The sequence below is a fragment of the Agarivorans sp. JK6 genome (assembly GCF_045277145.1).
GTDB classification, from domain to species: Bacteria; Pseudomonadota; Gammaproteobacteria; order Enterobacterales; family Celerinatantimonadaceae; genus Agarivorans; species Agarivorans albus.
Genome location: NZ_CP113525.1, coordinates 2,057,475 through 2,078,186 on the forward strand (window position 1 = coordinate 2,057,475; position 20,712 = coordinate 2,078,186).

Genomic DNA, 20,712 nt, shown 5'->3' on the forward strand with positions numbered 1-20,712 from the left:
TAGTTAATTTATTCAGTTAAATAGCCTCGTGCTAATAGGCTTATCAAGGATGGATTATGTCGGTTGAGCAGTTATTGTGGGTACTATTTGCCTTGTTAGGCTTAATTTTGCTGCTGTTAAATCGACTCCGCAAAACCAATCTCGAGAGCGTGAGTTTGCTGCTCAGTTCTAAGAAAAGCATTCTTGTCATATTAGCCATTTGTAGCGCTGCGGTTGCCGTTGTTGCAGCAATCACTAGTATTGGATTAAAGCAACTTAAGCATCATCAGTTCAATCAATTAGAAGAAGTTATTGGCTCAGTGCTTGATACTGCAGATGCCGGGCTTGATGAATGGAAACAAGGCTGGCAATCAAAAGTTGATGCTATTGCCTTAGACCCAGCATTCCAGCATTTTTCTTATGTGCTTATTGAATCTGAGCATAGTAAAGAAGGACTTCTTGCTAACCCTGCTTTAGAGAGTCTGCGTCAATCGGTAGATAACTATCGCACTGTGTTTGATGACCTAGGCTTTTTTATCATCTCACGCGATCGCATTAATATTGCCTCTATGCGCGACGAAAACCTAGGCGAAATCAATGTAATTACACGCCACTATCCACATTTACTTAACCGGGTATTTGATGGCGAAACGGTGGTTATTCCGCCGATTCGCCCAGAAATTGTCTTAGATGGCATGCTGCAAAACAGTGTTAAAAGTGCCCATTCAACCATGTTTATTGCAGCTCCAATTAAAAATGGGGATGGACTAGTTGTTGCCATTCTTACTTTGCGTATGGATCCAGAGCGCGAATTTGCTCAATTACTCAAGGGAGCTCGAATTGGTAAGACGGGTGAAACCTACCTTGTTAGCCGCTCGGGTTACATGATTTCACCGAGTAAGTTTGAAGACGAATTAGTTCGTTTGGGCTTGCTAGAGCCAGACCAATCATCGGTGTTGAATATTCGATTACAAGTCCCTAGTTATACCCGTGAACGACCCGATTGGACAGAAAGCGGTTACGCCATAATTGCCAAATCTAGCGGCTCAAACTTTCAAGGATATCTAGATTATCGAGGTGTATCGGTAGTAGGAGCGTGGCACTGGGATAAGGATCTGGAAGTTGGTTTGGTGTCTGAGATCGATCATGAAGAAGTGATGCAAGGCTATTTGCAGTTTCGTGATGTGGTGTTGTTGGTTTTGGGGTCAGCGCTAGCTTTCTGCATTATTTTGTTTGTGTTGGTATTTGCCTTAGTGCGCAAAATCAACTTGCGACTTAGTGAATCTAAGCAAGAGTTAGAGCGTCAAGTTGAGCAACGCACCTATGAACTGCAAGAGCGTGAAAAAACCCTTTGGGATCTTTACGAGTTTGCCCCAATTGCTTACGCCTCGGTGGATAAAGAGGGGCGTTTTCTGCAACACAATTTAAGCTTTTCTGAACTCGTTGAGGTAGAACGTGATGGCTTTGAGGCCTTGTTTTTCCATGACTTTGCAGAGAACCAAGAGCAACGTCAGAAATCTAAAGAGCTATTAGCAGCCGCCTTTGTTGGCCATAGCTTTAACGATGAAGTGCTCAGTATTTTTACGTCCAGTGGCCAGAAAAAAACGGTGAGTATAAACATTGTGCCTAGCCTCGATGAAGAAGGGCATATTCATGTGGTTAAAGTTTCTTTAATCGACATGACCGAACGTTATCAAGCGCGCTTAGCCTTGGCTGACAACGAAGAGCGGATCCGCACCATTGTAGATACTATCGCCGATGGCATTATTTTGATTGAACAATCAGGCATTGTTCGCAGTTTTAGTCCCGCAGCAGAGCAAATTTTTGGCTACAGCGAAGCAGAAGTCATTGGCAAAAACGTAAAAATGTTAATGCCAAGCGACATCGGTGATCAGCACGACCGGATACTGGCTGACTATAAACCCAAGAAAGAATCTTCGGTCATTGGTAATGAGCGAGAGGTATTTGGCCTACGTAAAAATGGTGAGCAGTTCCCCATGGAGCTGGCTGTTAAAGAAGTATTCTTGAAAGGGCAACGCCACTTTACCGGCGTTGTGCGAGACATTACCGCCCGGCGAAAAGCTCAACAAAAAATTGCCGATAGTGAACGTCAATTTAGGACCCTTACCAACAACTTGCAGTGTGTGGTTTATCGTATTCGCCTTAAAGAAGGTGAGTATCCAGAATGGCTGTACATTAGCGAGCAAATTGAAGAGCAAACGGGCTACCCGATTAGCGATTTTGTTGGTTTAAATCCAGTTCGTCGTTACAAGGAACTGGTGCATCCTGATGACGCAGAAGAGAGCCTCGCGCGCTCTAGAGAGCTTAATCAAAAAGGTGGGGCTATTTCACAAGAGTTCCGCATTATTGATGCGTCTGGAAAAGTTAAACATATGCTGCAAAAAGCCTTTGTATCAATGGATGAGGAAGGACGACCTGCTTATTCTGATGGTGCAATTTTTGACATCAGTGAAATAAAGCAGGTTGAAGCGCAGTTACGGGAAAGTGAGGAACGACTAGATTCTGCAGCATCTGGTGCGGGTTTAGGCATGTGGGATTACTACCCACAAGAAGATCGCATTGAAGTTAATGCCATTTACGAAAGCATGTTAGGTTACGCGAAAGGTGAGTTGCGAGACGGCGATGGCCTTTGGGCTCGTCTAAAAGGTGATACCGCAACTTGGATGAAGTTGATTCATCCTAGCGATGTTATTACTAACAATGAGAAACTTGAGCAGCACTTGGCGGGTGAGAATGATGTGTTGCGAAATGAAATTCGTCTGCGTTGTAAAAACGGCCAGTATCGTTGGATTTTAACCATTGGTCGAGTGTCTGAGTTGGACGAGCACGGTAAGCCGCTGCGGATTAACGGTATCCATGTTGATATTGAAGAAACCAAAAAGTTAGAAGCAGCCCTTAACGAAGCGCGAGCCTTAGCTGATAGCGCTAACCAAGCTAAAAGTGATTTCTTAGCGAATATGTCGCATGAGATCCGCACTCCAATGAATGCCATTATTGGTATGTCTTATTTGGCTCTAGAAACAGAGTTAGACAATAAGCAACGTAATTACATAGATAAAGTCCACCGCTCAGCAGAAGCCTTGCTTGGCATTATCAACGACATTCTCGATTTCTCTAAGATTGAAGCGGGTAAGCTGGACATAGAAAAGATCGATTTTCGTTTAGAGGATATCCTCGACAACCTAGCTAATTTAGTAGGATTACGTGCAGAGCAAAAAAGTTTGGAGTTGTTGTTTGATATAGACCCAAGCATCCCAACAGCATTAATTGGTGACCCTTTACGTTTAACCCAGATCCTAGTTAATTTGTGTAATAACGCGGTTAAATTTACTGAACAAGGCGTAGTGGTAGTAAAAATAGAAGCCAAACAACAAGACAACAAACAAGTTCAGTTGTACTTCTCGGTTAGAGATACCGGTATTGGAATGACGCCAGAGCAGCAAGCTAAGTTGTTTAAGCCTTTTTCACAAGCTGATAGTTCAACCACGCGTAAACATGGTGGTACCGGTTTAGGCTTAGCGATTTGTTTAAAACTGACTGAATTAATGGGTGGGAAAATAGCCTTAAGCAGTGAGTTAGGGCAAGGCAGTTGCTTCTACTTTGAATTGCCGATGCAGATCCAAGAAAACGCGCAAACACTTCGCGATACTAATTCAGCACAACTGAGTAGCCTCAAAGCTTTGGTGGTGGATGACAATGCTAATGCTCGAGATATTAATCAACAAGTGCTAGAGAGTTTTGGCTTAGAAGTTGAATCGGCCTCTAGCGGTAGCGAAGCCATAGCCCTGATTCAGGAACATGCAGAAACATCGCCCTTTGATATGGTATTCATGGATTGGAAAATGCCAGATATGGATGGCGTACAAACTGTCCAGCATATTCAGGATCAGGGTTTTGATCTAGACGTAATAATGGTGACCGCATTTGGACGTGACGAACTCACTAAAGAAGCAGAAGCAGTTAACATTGATGCGGTGTTAACTAAGCCTGTTACGCCGTCTCATTTATTCGATACCATTGTGCAAGTACGTAAGATAGAGGTGCTAGAACAAACACGTAGAGAAGCTCAGCAGCAGGGGGCCAACTTAGATATTGCTCAGTTACAGGGAGCAAATATTTTGGTCGCAGAAGATAACGATGTTAACCAAGAGCTGATTACCGAGTTACTCGGATCCAACGGATTAAATTGCACAGTGTGTGATGATGGCTCGCAGGCAGTTGAATACCTAAAAGAAAACAAGGTTGATGGAGTTCTAATGGACTGCCAAATGCCGGTGATGGACGGGTATACCGCAACCAAAGTAATTCGTTATCAGCTAGGCCTAAAAGAGCTGCCGGTTATTGCGCTTACTGCAAATGCCTTGGCGGGGGATAGGGAGAAAGCAATTGAAGCAGGAATGAATGACCATATTCCTAAGCCAATTAATGTGAACAGCTTGTTTAGCACGATGGCTAAATGGATTACGCCCGCCTCTCCAACCGTGGTTAATCAAAGTGGACAATCAGCTAAGGTAGCCAATGAGCAAGACCTAATGTTACCAGAGATTGATGGCTTAGATACCGAAGCAGGCTTGGCGAATGCTGCTGACAATAAAGCTTTATATTTGAAGTTAATTGGTAAGTTTGCCAATGAAGAAAACACCCCTATGGATGATCTAAATACTGCTTATACTGAAGAGCGTATTGATGAATTGCAGCGAATTGCTCATACCATAAAAGGTGTTACGGCTACGCTGGGTGGGCAAGCGGTGTCCGATTTAGCTGCGGTTGTAGAGCAACAAGCCGAAGAAAATACAGTTCAGCCAAGCAGTATTGAGGCGTTAGGTAAGCAACTAATACCACTTCAACAAAGCTTACAAGAGTTTGTCTCCCAAGTTGAAACAACTGAAATAGCAGAAGAGGGCGCTTCACAAAGTGTAAGTGAAGAAGAGTTATTGAGTTACTTGCAGCAGTTGGCTCAACTACTTGATGACTTTGATGGTGAGAGTAACGATTATCTCGATAGCCACGACTGTATTTTGCAAACCTTCCCGGCACAGGCGAAAAAACTACAAATGCTTATTGAGGAATACGATTACGAAGCCGCTGGAGAAATTGTGCAAGAGATGCAGCAACAAGTGACTAAAAAAGCCTAGTAATTATCTGGGGTGGCAAGACTTGCTCGCCAAGTTCGGGTAGACTTTGCGCCAATTATTTATACCTAGGGGATAGTTGTGACTCAAACACTTACCATTACCAGACCGGATGATTGGCACCTTCACTTGCGCGATGGCGCTATGTTAGAGGTAGCTGCAAATGCTACCGCTAAGCACTTTTCTCGTGCCATCATCATGCCTAACCTAACCCCCCCAGTTACTCAAGTTGCTGATGCTCAAGCTTATTATCAGCGCATTAAACAGGCTCTTCCTGAGCAAAGCCAGTTTGAACCATTGATGACGCTTTACTTAACCGATGCCACGACCCCTGAAATAATCGCAGAAGCAGCGGCAAGCGGAATTGTTAAAGCATGTAAATTGTATCCGGCCAATGCCACAACTAACTCTGCCCATGGCGTAACTGACGTTGCCGCTCTTCGCCCAGTATTTGAAGCAATGGCAGAACATGGTTTGTTACTGTTAGTTCATGGCGAGGTGACTCACGCTGATATCGATATCTTTGATAGAGAAGCAGCATTTATTGACGCTCACATGCGTGGTTTGGTGGATTCACTGCCTAACCTCAAAATTGTCTTTGAACACATCACTACCGCCGAAGCGGCTGAATTTGTAATGAATGCGCCAGACAATGTAGCTGCAACCATTACGCCACAGCATTTGATGTACAACCGTAATCATCTGCTAGCGGGTGGTTTACGCCCTCATAACTATTGTCTGCCGGTGCTTAAGCGTCAAACTCACCAAAAAACTTTACAGCAAGCAGTGGCTAGTGGCACCAAAAAGATATTCTTAGGAACGGATTCGGCTCCTCATGTTCAAGGGGCTAAAGAAAGTGCCTGTGGATGTGCGGGTTGTTACAGTGCACCTGCTGCCATTGAATTGTATGCCGAAATTTTTGAGCAACTAGGTATATTGGATAAACTTGAAGCCTTTGCTAGCTTTAATGGCCCAGATTTTTATGGCCTACCAAGAAACACAGATACCATTACCTTGACGAAAGAAGCTTGGCAGGTGCCTGGTTCGGTAAAAGTTGGCGGCGAGAACTTAGTGCCATTCTTTGCTAACGAAACTTTAAACTGGCAAGTTAAATAGGCAAAAAAAGAGCCCTTTGCTCTCGAGCAAAGGGCTTGCATAATCGTGTAATGTTTACACAGCAATAGGTAACTAAACGCGTGACTAAGTTAGCGACTCAGTCGAGATAAATAATAACCACGCAGGACCAATCAGGCTATTACCCAAATGGGTGAAATTTAAAAGTTAATAAATTTCCCATATATTTTAATGCCTTGCATACTTCTCACTGTTTAACAAAGCAAAAAAAAGCCCTTTTACATAAGTAAAAGGGCCTGCGTAAAATTTGTGTAAAGGTTGTACACAGCAATAGGTAACTAAACGCGTGACTAAGTTAGCAACTCAGTCGTGTTAAATACTATCTTTGAACTAGCCACCTCACCATTCCCCAAATGGGTGAATTAGCTACTTCTTTCACTCAAGCTTATGAAATTAAAGACAAAAAAAAGACCCGTTGCATTGGATAACAAAGGGCCTGCATAAATTTGTGTAAAGATGTACACAGCAATAGGTAACTAAACGCGATGACTGAGTTAGCAGCTCAGTCGATATAAATACTACTCCTCGGCCATTGTTCTCACCATTACCCAAATGGGTGAAATTTGCCATTGATAGCTTAAATGCCAGCTTGTATGTGTTCGCTGGAGTAATTCGATTACGCCAACTAAGCTAACAGTAAGGCAACTAGCAGGAGTAAAGGTTATGCCCGAGAACCTCAAAGTGCGCGATTACATGTTAATGCGCCCGGTTTGCTTTACCGCAAAACAACCCATCGCAGAAGTTGTACATAGCTTGCTAGAGCATAAACAGCTAGGTGCTCCAGTGATTGATGAACAAAAGCACGTTATTGGTTGGATCTCCGAGCAAGACTGCTTAAAGAGTTTGCTTGAAGCTACATATCATTGTGAAACGGTCTCGTTAGTAGAAGATTTAATGCGCAGTGATGTGCTAAGCGTTGGCCCCGAAACCAGTATTTTAGAACTTGCCCAAAGCATGTTAATGCAAAAACCTAAAATGTATCCGGTCATTGAGCAGGGCAAGCTACTGGGCCTAATTACTCGTGAAGAGGTCTTAGCTGGCATCGATAAACATCTACATAGTTGCTATAAGCAGGTGAGTTAGACTTGTTTTCTTAAGGATTGTTGATAGCATTTGCGCCTCGTACGCAACCTACGAGGCTTTTTTCTTGCAGTCGGCTCTCTCAAATTACAAACAACAAATATCACAGGCATTGGCTAAAGACCGCTTTAGGCTTCAGCGCCAGCTTAGCAAGCTAAATGCAGATGATGTAAAAAACAACAGCTCACAGTTACTCAAGTTCACTCAAGCGCTTGAGCGCTCAAGTGAGCTTAGCGGCCGCCGACGAGCCTCAATCCCAAGCATCGAATATCCTCAACACCTACCGGTTGCGGAACAAAAGCAAACTATTTACGAAGCTGTTCGCGATAATCAAGTGGTTATCATTGCGGGCGAAACTGGCTCGGGTAAAACCACCCAAATACCTAAAATCTGTTTAGAGCTAGGTTTAGGAAGCCGCGGTTTCATTGGCCATACCCAGCCTCGACGCTTGGCTGCGCGTAGTGTGGCAGCGAGAATTGCTGAAGAACTCAACACTCCGGTTGGTGAATTAGTGGGTTACAAAATCCGCTTTAACGATCAAATTAAGAATGACAGCCTAATCAAACTGATGACCGATGGCATGCTGTTGGCAGAGATGCAGCAAGATCGGTTTTTATCGCAGTATGAAGTATTGATTATTGATGAGGCCCACGAGCGCAGCTTAAACATTGATTTTATTTTAGGTGTACTTAAGCAGCTATTGCCAAAGCGACCCGATTTAAAGGTCATCATTACTTCCGCTACCATTGATCCTCAACGTTTTTCTAAACACTTTAATGATGCACCTGTTATCGAAGTTTCTGGACGTACTTATCCGGTAGAAACACGTTACAGGCCGCTAAACGAAGGCGAGCAAACCAAAGATATACTGGAAGGCTTAGCCGATGCTGTAGATGAGCTGTATCGAGAAAAGCCTGGCGACATTCTTATTTTTATGAACGGTGAGCGAGAGATTCGTGACGCTACCGACTATCTGCAAAAGCGCCAACTGCGCGATACCGAGGTGTTGCCACTATACTCGCGTTTATCTAATTCCGAGCAAAATAAGATTTTTTCATCTCATCGCGGCCGGCGTATTGTTCTAGCTACTAACGTTGCCGAAACCAGCTTAACCGTACCTGGTATTCGCTATGTTATCGACCCAGGTACAGCACGGATTAGCCGTTACAGCTATCGCTCTAAGGTACAGCGTTTACCGATTGAGGCGATTTCTCAAGCCAGTGCTAATCAACGTAAAGGCCGTTGTGGGCGTGTTGCCGAAGGTATTTGTATTCGCTTGTATAGTGAAGAAGACTTTGCAGGGCGCGCAGAGTTTACCGATCCTGAAATTTTGCGTACTAACTTGGCCTCAGTTATTTTGCAGATGTTGGGATTAAGGCTAGGTAAGTTAGAAGACTTCCCGTTTATTGATATGCCCGATCAGCGCAATATTAAAGACGGCTTAAACCTGCTAGAAGAAATTGGTGCACTAAAGCAGCAACATGGCAAACCAAGCCTAAGCAATTTAGGTCGCGAGGTGATTAAGTTTCCTATCGACCCGCGTTTAGCCAGGATGATGGTCGCCGCTAAGCAGTTTGATTGTGTGCAAGAAATGATGGTGATATGTGCCGCGCTATCTATTCAAGATCCGCGTGAGCGGCCCAATGATCGTAAGCAAGCGGCTGACCAAAAGCATGCTCGCTTTGTCGATAAAGACTCAGACTTCTCCAGCTATTTGTTGCTTTGGCGTTATTTGCAAGAGCAACAAAAAGCCTTATCAGGCAATCAGTTTAGAAAACAATGTAAGCAAGAGTTTTTGGCTTATATGCGCATTCGCGAATGGCAGGATTTAGTTTTTCAGTTATCTACGGTAGTTAAAGAGTTGGATTACACAGTTAATCAAAATGAAGCTAACTACGATGCTATTCACCAAGCAATAACCGCTGGCTTGCTGAGCCACTTGGGTTTTAAAGACAAAGAGCGAGAGTTTTTAGGCGCGCGGAATGCACGCTTTGTGGTGTTCCCAGGCTCAAGTCAGGCTAAAAAGCCACCTAAATGGGTGGTTGCGGCCGAACTCGTTGAAACATCCCGTCTATTTGCTAGAGGCGTAGCTAAAATTCAGCCTGCTTGGTTAGAAAATCAAGCAGGGCATTTAATTAAAAAGTCTTACAGCGAACCTCATTGGTCTACTAAGCAGCAAGCTGTAATGGCTTACGAAAGTGTTCGTTTATACGGCGTAGCGCTAGTAAACAAACGCTTGGTTAACTATGGGAAAATTGATCCCGTGGTTGCCCGCGAGGTATTTATTCGCTCTGCCTTAGTAGAGGGGCAGTGGCCAGCAAAACATGCTTTTTTCAAACAAAACCAGCTATTGCTTGATGATGCTGAAGCCTTAGAGCAAAAGCAACGTCGCCGAGATGTGCGAGTTGATGACCAAGTACTCTATGACTTTTATGCTGAGCGTTTGCCCGCTGATATTGTTTCGGCTAGTCATTTTAATCGCTGGTGGAAAGAGGCCAGTAACAAGCAGGCCGATTTACTTAGCTTTACTAAGCAAATGCTTTATCAGCATGACGCAAGCCATATCACCGAAAAGCAGTATCCTGATCAGTGGCAGTTTGAACAGGTTTCTGTAGCCTTAAGTTATGTGTTTGAACCGGGCCAAAGCGACGACGGCGTAAGTGCTCATATTCCTTTAGCTTTGTTGAATCAATTAGATTTCACTCGTTTTGAATGGCAAATTCTAGCGTTTCGCGAAGAACTCATTAGTGCCTTGATTAAATCCTTGCCTAAACCTTTTCGCCGCAATTTTGTGCCGGTTCCCAACTATGTGCAGGCCTTTGTTCAAGCAGTGCCGCATGCAGAGGGCAATTTGTTAGAGGTTCTGACTAAACAACTGCTAAGAATGACCGGAGTAAAGATACCTGAAGATGCTTGGAATCTAGATTCGGTGGCCGATCACCTTAAAGTTAATTTCAAAGTGATTAATGACCAAGGCAAAGTGGTTGCGCAAGGCCGCTCTTATCAAAGTTTGCAAGAAAAATTACAAGATCAGGTAGAGCAGAGCATTGCAGAAATTGCCCCAAGCTCATTTGCTGAGCAGGCGAAAGTTACCGAGTGGAGTTTTGGTGAGTTGCCTGAGCTTATTGAAGAGCAGCGCCAGGGGTATCAAATTACCGCTTATCCAGCATTGGTGGATGAAGGTAAAACAGTCGCACTTAAGCTGTTTGATAAGCATGAAGAAGCGGGTTGGAGCCAAACTCGGGGCTTAAGCAAATTGTTGCAGCTAAATATTCCTTCACCTTTAAGTTACTTGCAGCAACATTTACCAAATAAAGCCAAATTGGGCTTGTACTTTAACCCCTTTGGCCGAGTAGATGTATTGCTCGATGACTGTTGTTTAGCGGTGATCGACAAGTACTCTCAGCTTGAAAGTGTTAACACTGCTGAAGCATTTCAAGCCTTGTGTGACAAAGTTCGCGCAGAGCTGGCTACAGAAACCTTAGAAGCGGTAGTGTTAGTGGAGCAAATATTGAGTTTGCATTACCAAATAAACAAACAGCTAAAAGGTAAAGTAGGTTTCGACAGAGTATTGGCTCATGCCGATATTAAAGCGCAGCTAAATGCGTTGGTGCATAAAGGTTTTGTTCGTGAGGTGGGCCTGCAGCGTTTAAGTGATTTGCAACGTTACCTAAAAGCCATTGAGCGACGCTTAGAAAAACTAGCCATCGATTCTCATAAAGATAGGTTAGCTCTACAACAAATCGAAACCGCTACAGAGCGTTACCAAGAGTTGGCGTTGCCAGTTTATAGCCAAGAAGGGCAGGAACTTCGCTGGATGATTGAAGAGCTAAGGGTGTCTTTGTTTGCCCAGCAATTAGGTACTAAATATCCAGTATCATTAAAGCGGGTACTTAATCATATTAGTGAATTGCAAAAAAGGAAGTAACGGTAGTGGAACAGCAAGACCCAGTGTTACCCAAAGTTGAAATATATTACTGCAGTTTATGTGGGTGGTTACTAAGGGCTTCCTGGCTTAGCCAAGAGCTATTAACAACCTTCTCGCAAGAGTTATCGGAAGTCGCACTTAAACCTGCTTCAAGTGGGCGTTTTCAGATTTATCTGGATGGTGAATTAATTTGGTGTCGAAAGGCCGATAACGGTTTCCCGGAAGCTAAAATACTAAAACAGCGTGTGCGCAACATTATCGCACCTGATATGGACTTGGGGCATAGCGATAGCAAGTAAGTTGCTAGGGCCTGTTGATCTTTGGTGTTGAAATTTTATTCAAGATAAGCAGGCTTTAATCGCGGCGAGCACTTTGAAACCTAGTGGGCTAAGTGAAAAGTGTTCAACGAAGAGTAAAGTTCGCTTATCTGAACCCTTCGGGCAGCATTTCTTAGCCATTTATTCAGCGTTAGCGAGTGATTATTAAGCCCACTTAACTTCACACTCACTGCCTTGCCTAAATGGCTAATAAATTGCTGTAAAAACCATCAGCAAAGATCAACAGGCCCTAAACATTAAGCATTAAAAAAGGGCGCATTATGCGCCCTTTTTACATCGCTAGCTTTTACGCAAAGTTTGCTGAAGCAAATTCCCAGTTTACTAATGCCCAGAAAGCATTTAGGTAATCAGGGCGAACATTGCGGTAATCAATGTAGTAAGCGTGTTCCCATAAGTCACAGGTAAGAAGCGGAGTTACACCTTCATCTGTAAGTGGGGTAGCGGCGTTACTAGTGTTAACAATGGCTAGGCTGCCGTCAGCGTTTTTAACTAACCAAGTCCAGCTAGAACCAAAGTTGTTAATCGCGCTGTCGGTGAATTTAGCTTTGAACTCTTCAAAAGAACCAAAGCTTGCATCGATAGCGGCTGCTAGAGCACCAGTTGGTTGGCCACCAGCATTTGGCGCTAAACAGTTCCAGTAGAAGGTGTGGTTCCAAACTTGGGCTGCGTTGTTAAATACGCCACCAGTAGAAGACTTAACAATCTCTTCTAAACTTTTCTCTGCTAGGTCTGTGCCTTCAATTAAACCGTTTAGTTTTACTACGTAGGTATTGTGGTGCTTACTGTAGTGGAAAGACAAAGTCTCAGCTGAGATGTGTGGCTCAAGTGCGTCTTGTGCGTATGGTAATTCAGGTAATGTAAATGCCATGTGTTTCTCTCCTTGTAATAATTGGCTTTATTAGCGCAATCTTTTATATAGTAAAAACTTTACAAAAGAGTTTAGCACTAGTGCTTTATCACGCAAAGCAAAAATACTAAAAAAAATTGATCTAGAGCAAAGTGGTGAAATTGGCAACTATTGTTGCTAGGATACGCCCAACACCTAGAATAGACTTAGTGCAAAAATTAGAGAAGTTTAAAATGGAAACGATTGAAAAAATCAAACAGCAAATCGCTGAAAACCCAATTCTACTTTACATGAAAGGTTCGCCTAAATTCCCAAGCTGTGGTTTCTCTGCCCAAACAGTAGAAGCTGTAATGCAGTGTGGTGAGCGCTTTGCTTATGTAGATATTCTACAAAATCCAGACATTCGCGCTGAGCTACCAAACTACGCAGATTGGCCAACCTTCCCACAACTATGGGTTGAAGGAGAGTTAATCGGTGGCTGTGACATCGTAATGGAAATGTTCCGCAGCGGTGAACTACAACCTTTAATTAAAGAAACTGCAGCTAAGCACCCAGCACCTGAAGCAGAATAGAAATTTCTTCTATACTAAAGAAAACAAACCGCTCACTAGAGCGGTTTTTTATTGGTCCATATCAAGATGGTCAATGTTTTTCTATAAAAAGCTAAAATCAATGAGACTTTTTGTGATCAAAAGCGTATAGTGCGCATCCTTTAAATAATTGTGGGCCAAATATGACAGAATCCAGCAGTTCAAGTTTTGAGCAATTCGCTCTACCTGAAACGATTTTAAACGCTATTTCCGAGATTGGATTTGAGACGCCGTCTCCGATTCAGGAAAAGACCATTCCGTTACTGCTGGAAGGACATGATGTACTTGGCTTGGCACAAACTGGTACCGGTAAAACGGCCGCGTTTTCTCTTCCTTTAATTGCCAAACTTGATCCAAAGCTTAATGCTCCGCAAATGTTGGTTCTTGCACCAACGCGCGAGCTAGCTAACCAAGTTGCTGATGCAATTAAAGATTTTAGCCGCAATATTCCTGGCTTACGTGTATTGGCTATTTATGGCGGTGCAGATTACGGCCAGCAAATTAAAGAGCTACGTCGTGGCCCGCAAATTGTTGTAGGTACGCCTGGTCGTACTATCGACCACCTAGATCGCGGTAAGTTGAAACTAGACCAACTTAAAGCCTTAGTATTAGACGAAGCTGACGAAATGCTTCGTATGGGCTTTATTGACGATGTAGAACGCATTATGCGTGATATGCCTAAGCAGCGCCAAACAGCGTTGTTCTCGGCAACTATGCCGCCGGCAATCAAAAACATCACCAAAAATTACATGTCTGAGCCAAAAGAAGTAAAAATTGCGGCTAAGACTCAAACAGTATCAAATATTGATCAGTTCTACTGGCATGTTGCCGGTTTAAACAAGATAGAAGCGTTGGCCCGCATTCTAGAAGTTAACTGTGATAGCGCTTCAATTATTTTTGCTCGAACTAAAACGTCTACCACCGATATTGCAGAACGCCTAGAAGCAAAAGGCTTTAGTGTTGCCGCATTAAACGGTGATATGAACCAAAGCATGCGTGAGCGTACCATTACACGCTTAAAATCTGGCAAGTTAGACATTGTTGTTGCCACTGATGTAGCTGCACGTGGCTTAGATGTGGAACGTATTGGTTTAGTGGTTAACTTTGACATTCCTTACGATGCAGAAGCCTATGTTCACCGTATTGGCCGTACTGGTCGTGCTGGACGTAGTGGCAAAGCAGTCATGTTTGTTGGTTACCGCGAGCAACGTTTGTTACGCAATATTGAACGTGTAACTCGTCATAAAATTGAGCAAATGCAGCTACCTACTCGTGAAGAAATCGAGAAGAAGCGTGTTTCTAGCTTCCAAGACAAGCTAGCTGCAGCGGTAGAAAATGCCAAGCTTGAAGATTACCAAAGCATTGCATCTGAACTTGCGACCAACCTAGGCATGAGCGAACTTGAACTCGCTACTGCGTTGTTGTTCCAAGCGCAAACAGCGCGTCCGTTCAAATTGCCTGCTGATCCAGAGCCTCGCTCTGCGCGCTTTAGCAAAGATAAAGAGCGTGGTCACCGAGGCCAACGCGGTGAGCGTGGCGAACGTAACCATCGCGGTCAACGTGGCGAGCGCAACGAACGTGGTGAAGGCGGTGCTAAACGTAAACGCCGTACTGCAGACGTGGAAATGAATACTTACCGTGTTGATGCAGGTAAAGAACACGGTGTGCAAACCAAGCATATTGTTGGTGCTATTGCTAACGAAGCAAACATTAGCAGTGATTACATTGGTAGTGTTAAGTTGTTTGATAGCTACTCAACGGTTGAGCTACCAAGTGGAATGCCTGAAAAGACATTTAATCACTTAAAACGCAGCTTTGTTCGCCAACGTGCGATGCGCTTAGAGTTAATTGCTCAATAAGCGATTAACTTAGCAAAAGAAAAGGTGAACTTAGGTTCACCTTTTTTTATATACTCGGCATATTGTTTATTAGAGTTTGGCAACTATGCGGGCTATTGTTAGATTTTCAGCTTTCCTTTCTATTTTTCTTACACCCTTTTTTGTCCATGCGATCGTTGAGCCACCTGGTGCCTTGATCAGTTTTGTTAGCCCTGATAGCTCACAACATGCAGATTTACTGTTAACTCCTGCCAGCACACTTAAAGTAGTAACCGCAACCGTTGCCCTTAAGCAACTAGGTAAAGATTACCGCTATACCACTAAGTTGAGCATTAAGCCTAGTGATAAAGGCATGCATCTTCGCTTACACATGCGCGGCGATCCGAGTTTTACCAGCGAAGATTTAGTTACACTGCTGAATAAAGCTAAAACACGTTTTGGTTCTAAAGTAGCGTCTATTCAAGTTGATGACAGCGAGTTTACAGGCCATAACCGAAGCCAAGGGCAGGTATGGAATGACATCGGTATTTGTTTTGCTGCGCCAGCTAGCTCTCTAAATATTGATAACAACTGTATTAACGGTAATTTAAAGCCGGGCAAGGTAGGGCAGTTAAGCCGCCTACATATTAGTGATTCAAGTTTACTCAACATCGACAATCAAATTATTACTGTGAGCCAAAATCATCCCGATTGTGAGCAAAATCTGCGTGTGGGTGATCATAACCAGTATTCGCTGCAAGGCTGTATTAAGGCGGATAGCAGCATGATGCCATTACGTTTTTCGATTAACGATGAACAGCGCTATTTTTCAACGAAGTTAAAGCGAAGCTTGGCGAGAGCAGGCTTAAGCTTTAAAGGCAACATTTCGTACCAGCAGCAACTTAGTCCTTATTCTGAGAGCGTTAATCACCTCTCTGCGCCGTTACTTGAGTTATTAGAGTATATGCTGGTTGAATCTGACAACCTAACAGCAGATAGCGTATTTAAAACTTTAGCCAGAGAGCAGCAGCGAGCTGGTACCTATCAGCAAGCCAGTAAAGTTGTAGTTGAGCAATTAAGCGCTTTGGGGCTTGATTTAAGCCGTGCACAAATTCGCGATGGTTCAGGTTTATCTAGAGAGAATCTGATTAGTGCAAACCTGCTTTATCAGATTATGCAGCTTTGGCAATCAGATCCACAGTTACAAGCTTTAATTAGACGCCTACCTATTGCTGGACAAACCGGCACCCTAAAGTATCGTCGTAGTTTGACTCGTGCGCCTTTAAAGGCGCAGGTGCTGGCTAAAAGTGGTTATGTAAATGGGGTAGTCAACTTAGTTGGCTTTATCGAAAAAGGTGATCAGTTAAGGCCATTTGTATTGATGGCCAATGGGGTTTCTTTAAACGAACAAGAAGCAACAGCAGTAAAGAAAAGACAAACCTTACATCCCATACTACGCTATGAAAAGGAATGGTTAGAGCAACAGTGGCAAGCGTTTAATTGATGTTTAATGCAATAGTTCAGAATGACTATTCAGGTGGATTAACTTGTTGTTGAGCTATTTGTAGATTGCTTGTGCCGACAGACCGCATAATTTCAGCATAAAGATTCATTTAGGCTGTGATTTTCCTTTTGTTTATGCTTATATTGGCGCCCTAAAATCATGGACGCAATTAGCAAACACAATATAAAAGAGAAAATCATGAGTAATAACACTTCGGTGAGTAATCGCTGGTCAAGTAACTTTGCTTACATTTTGGCTGCCACCGGCGCAGCTGTAGGCCTCGGTAACATTTGGAAATTCCCTTATATTATGGGTGAGAACGGCGGTGGTGCCTTTGTTCTTGTCTATCTTCTTTGTATTTTATTCATTGGTATCCCAGTGATGATGGCCGAGGTTTACTTAGGTAAACAAGGTCGTTCTACTCCTGCCAACGCGGTCGCTAAAGTTGCTATAGAAAATGGTCGTTCTAAGAACTGGGCATTTATTGGTGGCATGGGCGTATTAGCTGGCTTTTTGGTATTAAGCTTTTACATCGTTATTGCTGGTTGGGCAGTTGCGTATGTATTCAAATCTGCGGGTGGCGATATTAGCGCTGCAGCGGGTGACGCAAAACAAATTGGCGCTTTATTCGACGCATTAACCTCTGATCCTAAGCAGCTTGTTTTATGGGCTACTTTGGTAATTGTGGGCACTGTAGTTGTTTTAGCTAAAGGCGTAACCAAAGGTTTAGAGCGCATTGTTACTTTACTAATGCCTGCACTGTTTGTATTGCTAACCATCATTATGATTTATGCAGCAGTAACCGGTGATTTTGGCGCTGCAGTTAGCTTTATGTTCAGCCCTGACTTCTCGAAGTTGACGATTAATGGTGTGCTTATGGCACTGGGTCATGCATTCTTCACCTTGAGTTTGTCATCGGGCATTATGATGGTTTACGGCGCTTACCTTCCGGAAGGTGCTTCAATTGCTAAAACCTCTATTTACATCGCAATTGCCGATACCGTTGTGGCGCTAATGGCTGGTTTAGCTATTTACCCAATTGTATTTGCCAACGGTATTGAGCCAAGCGCAGGCCCAGGTTTACTGTTTGTGTCATTGCCAATTGCTTTTGGTACCATGCCGCTAGGTGGCGTAATTTCTACGGTATTCTTCGTAATGGTAACCGTTGCTGCCTTTACTTCAGCCTTGGCGTTGCTTGAATCAACTTCTGCTTACTTAGTAGAGCGTAAAGGTTTCCGCCGTAACGTTGCTGCAGTTGTTTCTGGTAGTGCGGTTTGGTTATTAAGCTTAGGTACTATTGGCTCATTTGCTGGCTGGGAAATCTTCCAGTTTGAAGAAAGCCCAATGGGTAAAAACTTCTTCGAAGTTTTAGATTACATTACTGCTAATATTCTACTGCCTTTAGGCGGCTTGTTTATTGCTGTATTTGTTGGCTGGATTGTTCAAGCTGACAAAGTGAAGCAAGGCATGGGCTTAGAGAGCCAAGCCTTCCAAATGTTCTCGAAGAGCGTTCGCTTTATCTCACCAATTGCCATTGCGGTAGTTTTCTTAAATGCGATTGGCTTATTGTCTTTTTAAGCTGAACGTATCTAAAAAGCCGGCTTAGGCCGGCTTTTTTGTTTTTAATGCAGCAACAAAGCGTTAGCTGCGCATACTATTATCTTTTACAATAAAATCTGCTTACAAGAATTTCTCTTTTCTCAAATAAGGAAGTGTCATGGCCGACTCATCAGCTCAACCTACAGCCAAGTACCGTTCAGATTATCAAGCGCCTGATTACACTATCGAAAATGTTGCCTTAGAGTTCGATTTAGATCCTAATGCTACCAAAGTTATCGCTGTATCAACGGTGGTTAGGCAGACAAATGACATTACCAACCTAGTGCTTGATGGTGAAAAACTAGAGCTGCTGAGTATTAAAGTTAATCAGCAAACTCATGATGCTTATCAAGTGAGTGAAGGGCAGCTAGTTATTAGTGAATTGCCAGCGCGTTTTGAGTTAGAGGTAGTGACTCAAGTTAACCCTAAAGAAAATAAAGCCTTTGAAGGTTTGTATCAATCGGGTGATGCTTTTTGTACTCAGTGTGAAGCTGAGGGCTTTCGCCGAATCACTTACTTTTTAGACCGACCGGACGTGTTGGCCACTTACTGCACTAAAATTATTGCCGATAAAGCCCAATATCCGTTTTTGCTATCGAATGGTAACAAGGTTGATCAAGGCGAGTTAGCCGGTGGCAAACACTGGGTTAGCTGGCAAGACCCATTCCCTAAACCAAGCTATTTATTTGCTTTGGTTGCTGGTGATTTTGACTTGTTAGCAGATAGTTTTGTTACCCAATCGGGCAGAACTATTGCGTTAGAGTTATTTGTTGATAAAGGCAATTTAGACCGTACCGAACACGCTATGGCATCCCTAAAAGCGGCAATGCGTTGGGATGAAGAGCGCTTTGGCTTAGAGTACGACCTTGATATCTATATGATAGTCGCTGTTGATTTCTTCAATATGGGCGCAATGGAAAACAAAGGCCTAAACGTATTTAACTCTAAATATGTTCTGGCTAATAAACTGAGTGCCACAGACAACGACTTTTTAGGTATTGAAGCGGTAATTGGTCATGAATACTTCCATAACTGGACCGGCAACCGTATTACTTGTCGAGATTGGTTTCAGTTATCGCTAAAAGAAGGTTTAACGGTTTTTCGCGATCAAGAGTTTAGTTCTGATTTAGGCTCGCGAGCAGTAAATCGAATTAAGAATGTTCGGATATTACGCAGTCATCAATTTGCTGAAGATGCTGGGCCTATGGCGCATCCCATTCGCCCGGATAAGGTGATTGAGATGAATAACTTTTACACCTTAACAGTGTATGAAAAAGGCTCGGAAGTTATTCGTATGCTGCATACCTTGCTAGGCGAAGAGGGTTTTCAAGCGGGAATGAAAACCTACGTTGAGCGCCACGACGGCCAAGCGGTAACTTGCGATGATTTTGTGAATGCGATGCAAGATGCTAGCGGCAAAGATTTAAGCCTGTTCAAGCGCTGGTACAGTCAGTCAGGCACACCAGTGCTTAAAGTTCAAAGTGAATACAATGAAGCTAAACAACAGTACAGCTTAACCATTCACCAGCATACACCAGCCACCGCTGAACAACGCGAGAAACAAGCATTGCATATTCCAGTGTCTGTAGAGTTGTTAAGCAGCAATGGCGAAGCTTTAGCGCTTAACTCGAATGGGCAAGCTGTTTCTCCAGTATTAGAGCTTACTCAGCAGCAACAAACCTGGCACTTTGAAGGCATTAGTGAGCAACCTACATTGGTAATGCTGCAAGAGTTCTCAGCCCCAGTAAAACTAGATATGGAATACAGCACTGACCAACTGTTGTTAATTATCAACCATGCCAGCAATACTTTTGCGCGCTGGGACGGTATGCAAAAGCTAGTTAGCGCTTGGATGAAACAAGCCGTAGCGCAAGTTCAAGCAGGTAACAATCTGCAGCTAGAAGAGGCGATTGTAAATACCTTTAAGCTGCTATTAGAAGATACCTCAATGGATAAAGGTTTATTGGCAGAGCTGCTTACCATTAGTGGTGAGAATGAAATTGCTGATGGTTTTGCCCAAGTAGATATTGATGCAATTGCTCAAGCTCGAGACTTTTTCATTTATAGTTTAGCTGTCGCATTGCCTGAGCAATTTGCAGCCTTAGAGCAAGCTTGTGCAAAAGCCGATAAACAGAGCTTGGCCCATGATGATATTAATTTGCGCTCGCTACGTGCCGCATGTTTACAGTATGTGGCGCATACTCAGCCAGAGTTAGTTTCAGCGGCCTATTTCGATAGCCCAACTATGACTAATAAATTGGCTGCTATGTCGGCTGCTAACAATGCCGGTATTCAGAAGCGTGATGCAATGTTTAAAGACTACGAGCAAAACTGGCAACATGATGGCTTAGTGATGGATAAGTGGTTTGCTTTAGAAGCCAGTTATGCCAAAGAGGGCAGTTTAGCCAGGGTTAAAGCTTTGGCGGAACACCCAAGTTTTAGTATGGAAAACCCTAACCGAGTACGCTCTTTAATTGGTAGCTTCGCTAACAACAATGCGCGTCACTTTCACGCAAAAGATGGTTCTGGTTATCGCTACTTAACCGATATCTTGTGTGTACTAAATACTCAAAACCCGCAAGTTGCATCGCGTTTGATTACCCCGCTGATCCAAACAGTTAAACTGGATGATGAGCGTAAAGCGCTCATTATTGAGCAGTTGCAGCGCTTAGCTGAGCTGGAAGACCTTAGTAAAGATCTATTTGAAAAGGTAACAAACGGCTTGCAACAACTTAAGGCCTAA

At 43.4% G+C, this 20,712-nt stretch carries 11 protein-coding genes; 10 read left to right on the forward strand and 1 reads right to left on the reverse strand.

Features of this window, described 5'->3' with window-relative positions:
- Window positions 1-56: 56 nt before the first annotated feature.
- From OV592_RS09670 to OV592_RS09690, 5 genes are all read left to right on the forward strand, one after another.
- Window positions 57-5,135 (forward strand): PAS domain S-box protein, encoded by a 5,079-nt coding sequence (locus tag OV592_RS09670; protein ID WP_406611234.1) that lies wholly within the window; start codon window positions 57-59, stop codon window positions 5,133-5,135.
- Between the two features lie 78 nt (window positions 5,136-5,213).
- Window positions 5,214-6,248, forward strand: coding sequence for a dihydroorotase (gene pyrC / locus OV592_RS09675; protein WP_406611235.1), 1,035 nt, complete (start codon window positions 5,214-5,216; stop codon window positions 6,246-6,248).
- A 681-nt stretch (window positions 6,249-6,929) separates the two neighbouring features.
- Complete coding sequence (locus tag OV592_RS09680; protein WP_152780876.1) at window positions 6,930-7,349, forward strand: CBS domain-containing protein; 420 nt, start codon at window positions 6,930-6,932, stop codon at window positions 7,347-7,349.
- A gap of 64 nt (window positions 7,350-7,413) precedes the next feature.
- Window positions 7,414-11,274 carry an ATP-dependent RNA helicase HrpA gene (hrpA, locus tag OV592_RS09685; RefSeq protein WP_406611236.1) on the forward strand — a complete coding sequence of 1,287 codons (3,861 nt, stop codon included), beginning with the start codon at window positions 7,414-7,416 and terminating at the stop codon, window positions 11,272-11,274.
- 5 nt (window positions 11,275-11,279) lie between these two features.
- Entirely contained in the window at window positions 11,280-11,573 is a 294-nt protein-coding gene (locus tag OV592_RS09690; RefSeq protein WP_406611237.1) for a SelT/SelW/SelH family protein, read from the forward strand.
- A gap of 325 nt (window positions 11,574-11,898) precedes the next feature.
- On the opposite strand, the gene sodB is transcribed toward OV592_RS09690, so the two are convergent.
- Window positions 11,899-12,480, reverse strand: coding sequence for a superoxide dismutase [Fe] (gene sodB, locus OV592_RS09695; protein WP_016401880.1), 582 nt, complete (start codon window positions 12,478-12,480; stop codon window positions 11,899-11,901).
- Window positions 12,481-12,692: 212 nt separating this feature from the next.
- Between sodB and OV592_RS09700 the strand changes: the two genes are divergently transcribed.
- The 5 genes from OV592_RS09700 to pepN all read left to right on the forward strand — a co-directional run bounded on the left by OV592_RS09700 (window position 12,693) and on the right by pepN (window position 20,712).
- Window positions 12,693-13,031 carry a Grx4 family monothiol glutaredoxin gene (locus OV592_RS09700; protein WP_040307201.1) on the forward strand — a complete coding sequence of 113 codons (339 nt, stop codon included), beginning with the start codon at window positions 12,693-12,695 and terminating at the stop codon, window positions 13,029-13,031.
- A gap of 161 nt (window positions 13,032-13,192) precedes the next feature.
- Window positions 13,193-14,908 (forward strand): DEAD/DEAH box helicase, encoded by a 1,716-nt coding sequence (locus OV592_RS09705; protein WP_040307184.1) that lies wholly within the window; start codon window positions 13,193-13,195, stop codon window positions 14,906-14,908.
- A gap of 172 nt (window positions 14,909-15,080) precedes the next feature.
- Entirely contained in the window at window positions 15,081-16,370 is a 1,290-nt protein-coding gene (gene dacB, locus OV592_RS09710) for a D-alanyl-D-alanine carboxypeptidase/D-alanyl-D-alanine-endopeptidase (RefSeq protein WP_406611238.1), read from the forward strand.
- 198 nt (window positions 16,371-16,568) lie between these two features.
- On the forward strand, window positions 16,569-17,948 hold the full coding sequence (locus OV592_RS09715; protein ID WP_152780864.1) for a sodium-dependent transporter: 1,380 nt from the start codon (window positions 16,569-16,571) through the stop codon (window positions 17,946-17,948).
- Window positions 17,949-18,087: 139 nt separating this feature from the next.
- A complete protein-coding gene (pepN, locus tag OV592_RS09720; RefSeq protein WP_406611239.1) occupies window positions 18,088-20,712 on the forward strand; it encodes an aminopeptidase N in 2,625 nt (874 codons plus the stop codon).

Coding starts and splice junctions, on each gene's coding strand:
- OV592_RS09670 (WP_406611234.1), top strand. CDS start 57: ATGTCGGTTGAGCAGTTATTGTGGGTACTATTTGCCTTGTTAGGCTTA.
- OV592_RS09680 (WP_152780876.1), top strand. CDS start 6,930: ATGCCCGAGAACCTCAAAGTGCGCGATTACATGTTAATGCGCCCGGTT.
- sodB (WP_016401880.1), bottom strand. CDS start 12,480: ATGGCATTTACATTACCTGAATTACCATACGCACAAGACGCACTTGAG.
- OV592_RS09700 (WP_040307201.1), top strand. CDS start 12,693: ATGGAAACGATTGAAAAAATCAAACAGCAAATCGCTGAAAACCCAATT.
- OV592_RS09705 (WP_040307184.1), top strand. CDS start 13,193: ATGACAGAATCCAGCAGTTCAAGTTTTGAGCAATTCGCTCTACCTGAA.
- OV592_RS09715 (WP_152780864.1), top strand. CDS start 16,569: ATGAGTAATAACACTTCGGTGAGTAATCGCTGGTCAAGTAACTTTGCT.
- pepN (WP_406611239.1), top strand. CDS start 18,088: ATGGCCGACTCATCAGCTCAACCTACAGCCAAGTACCGTTCAGATTAT.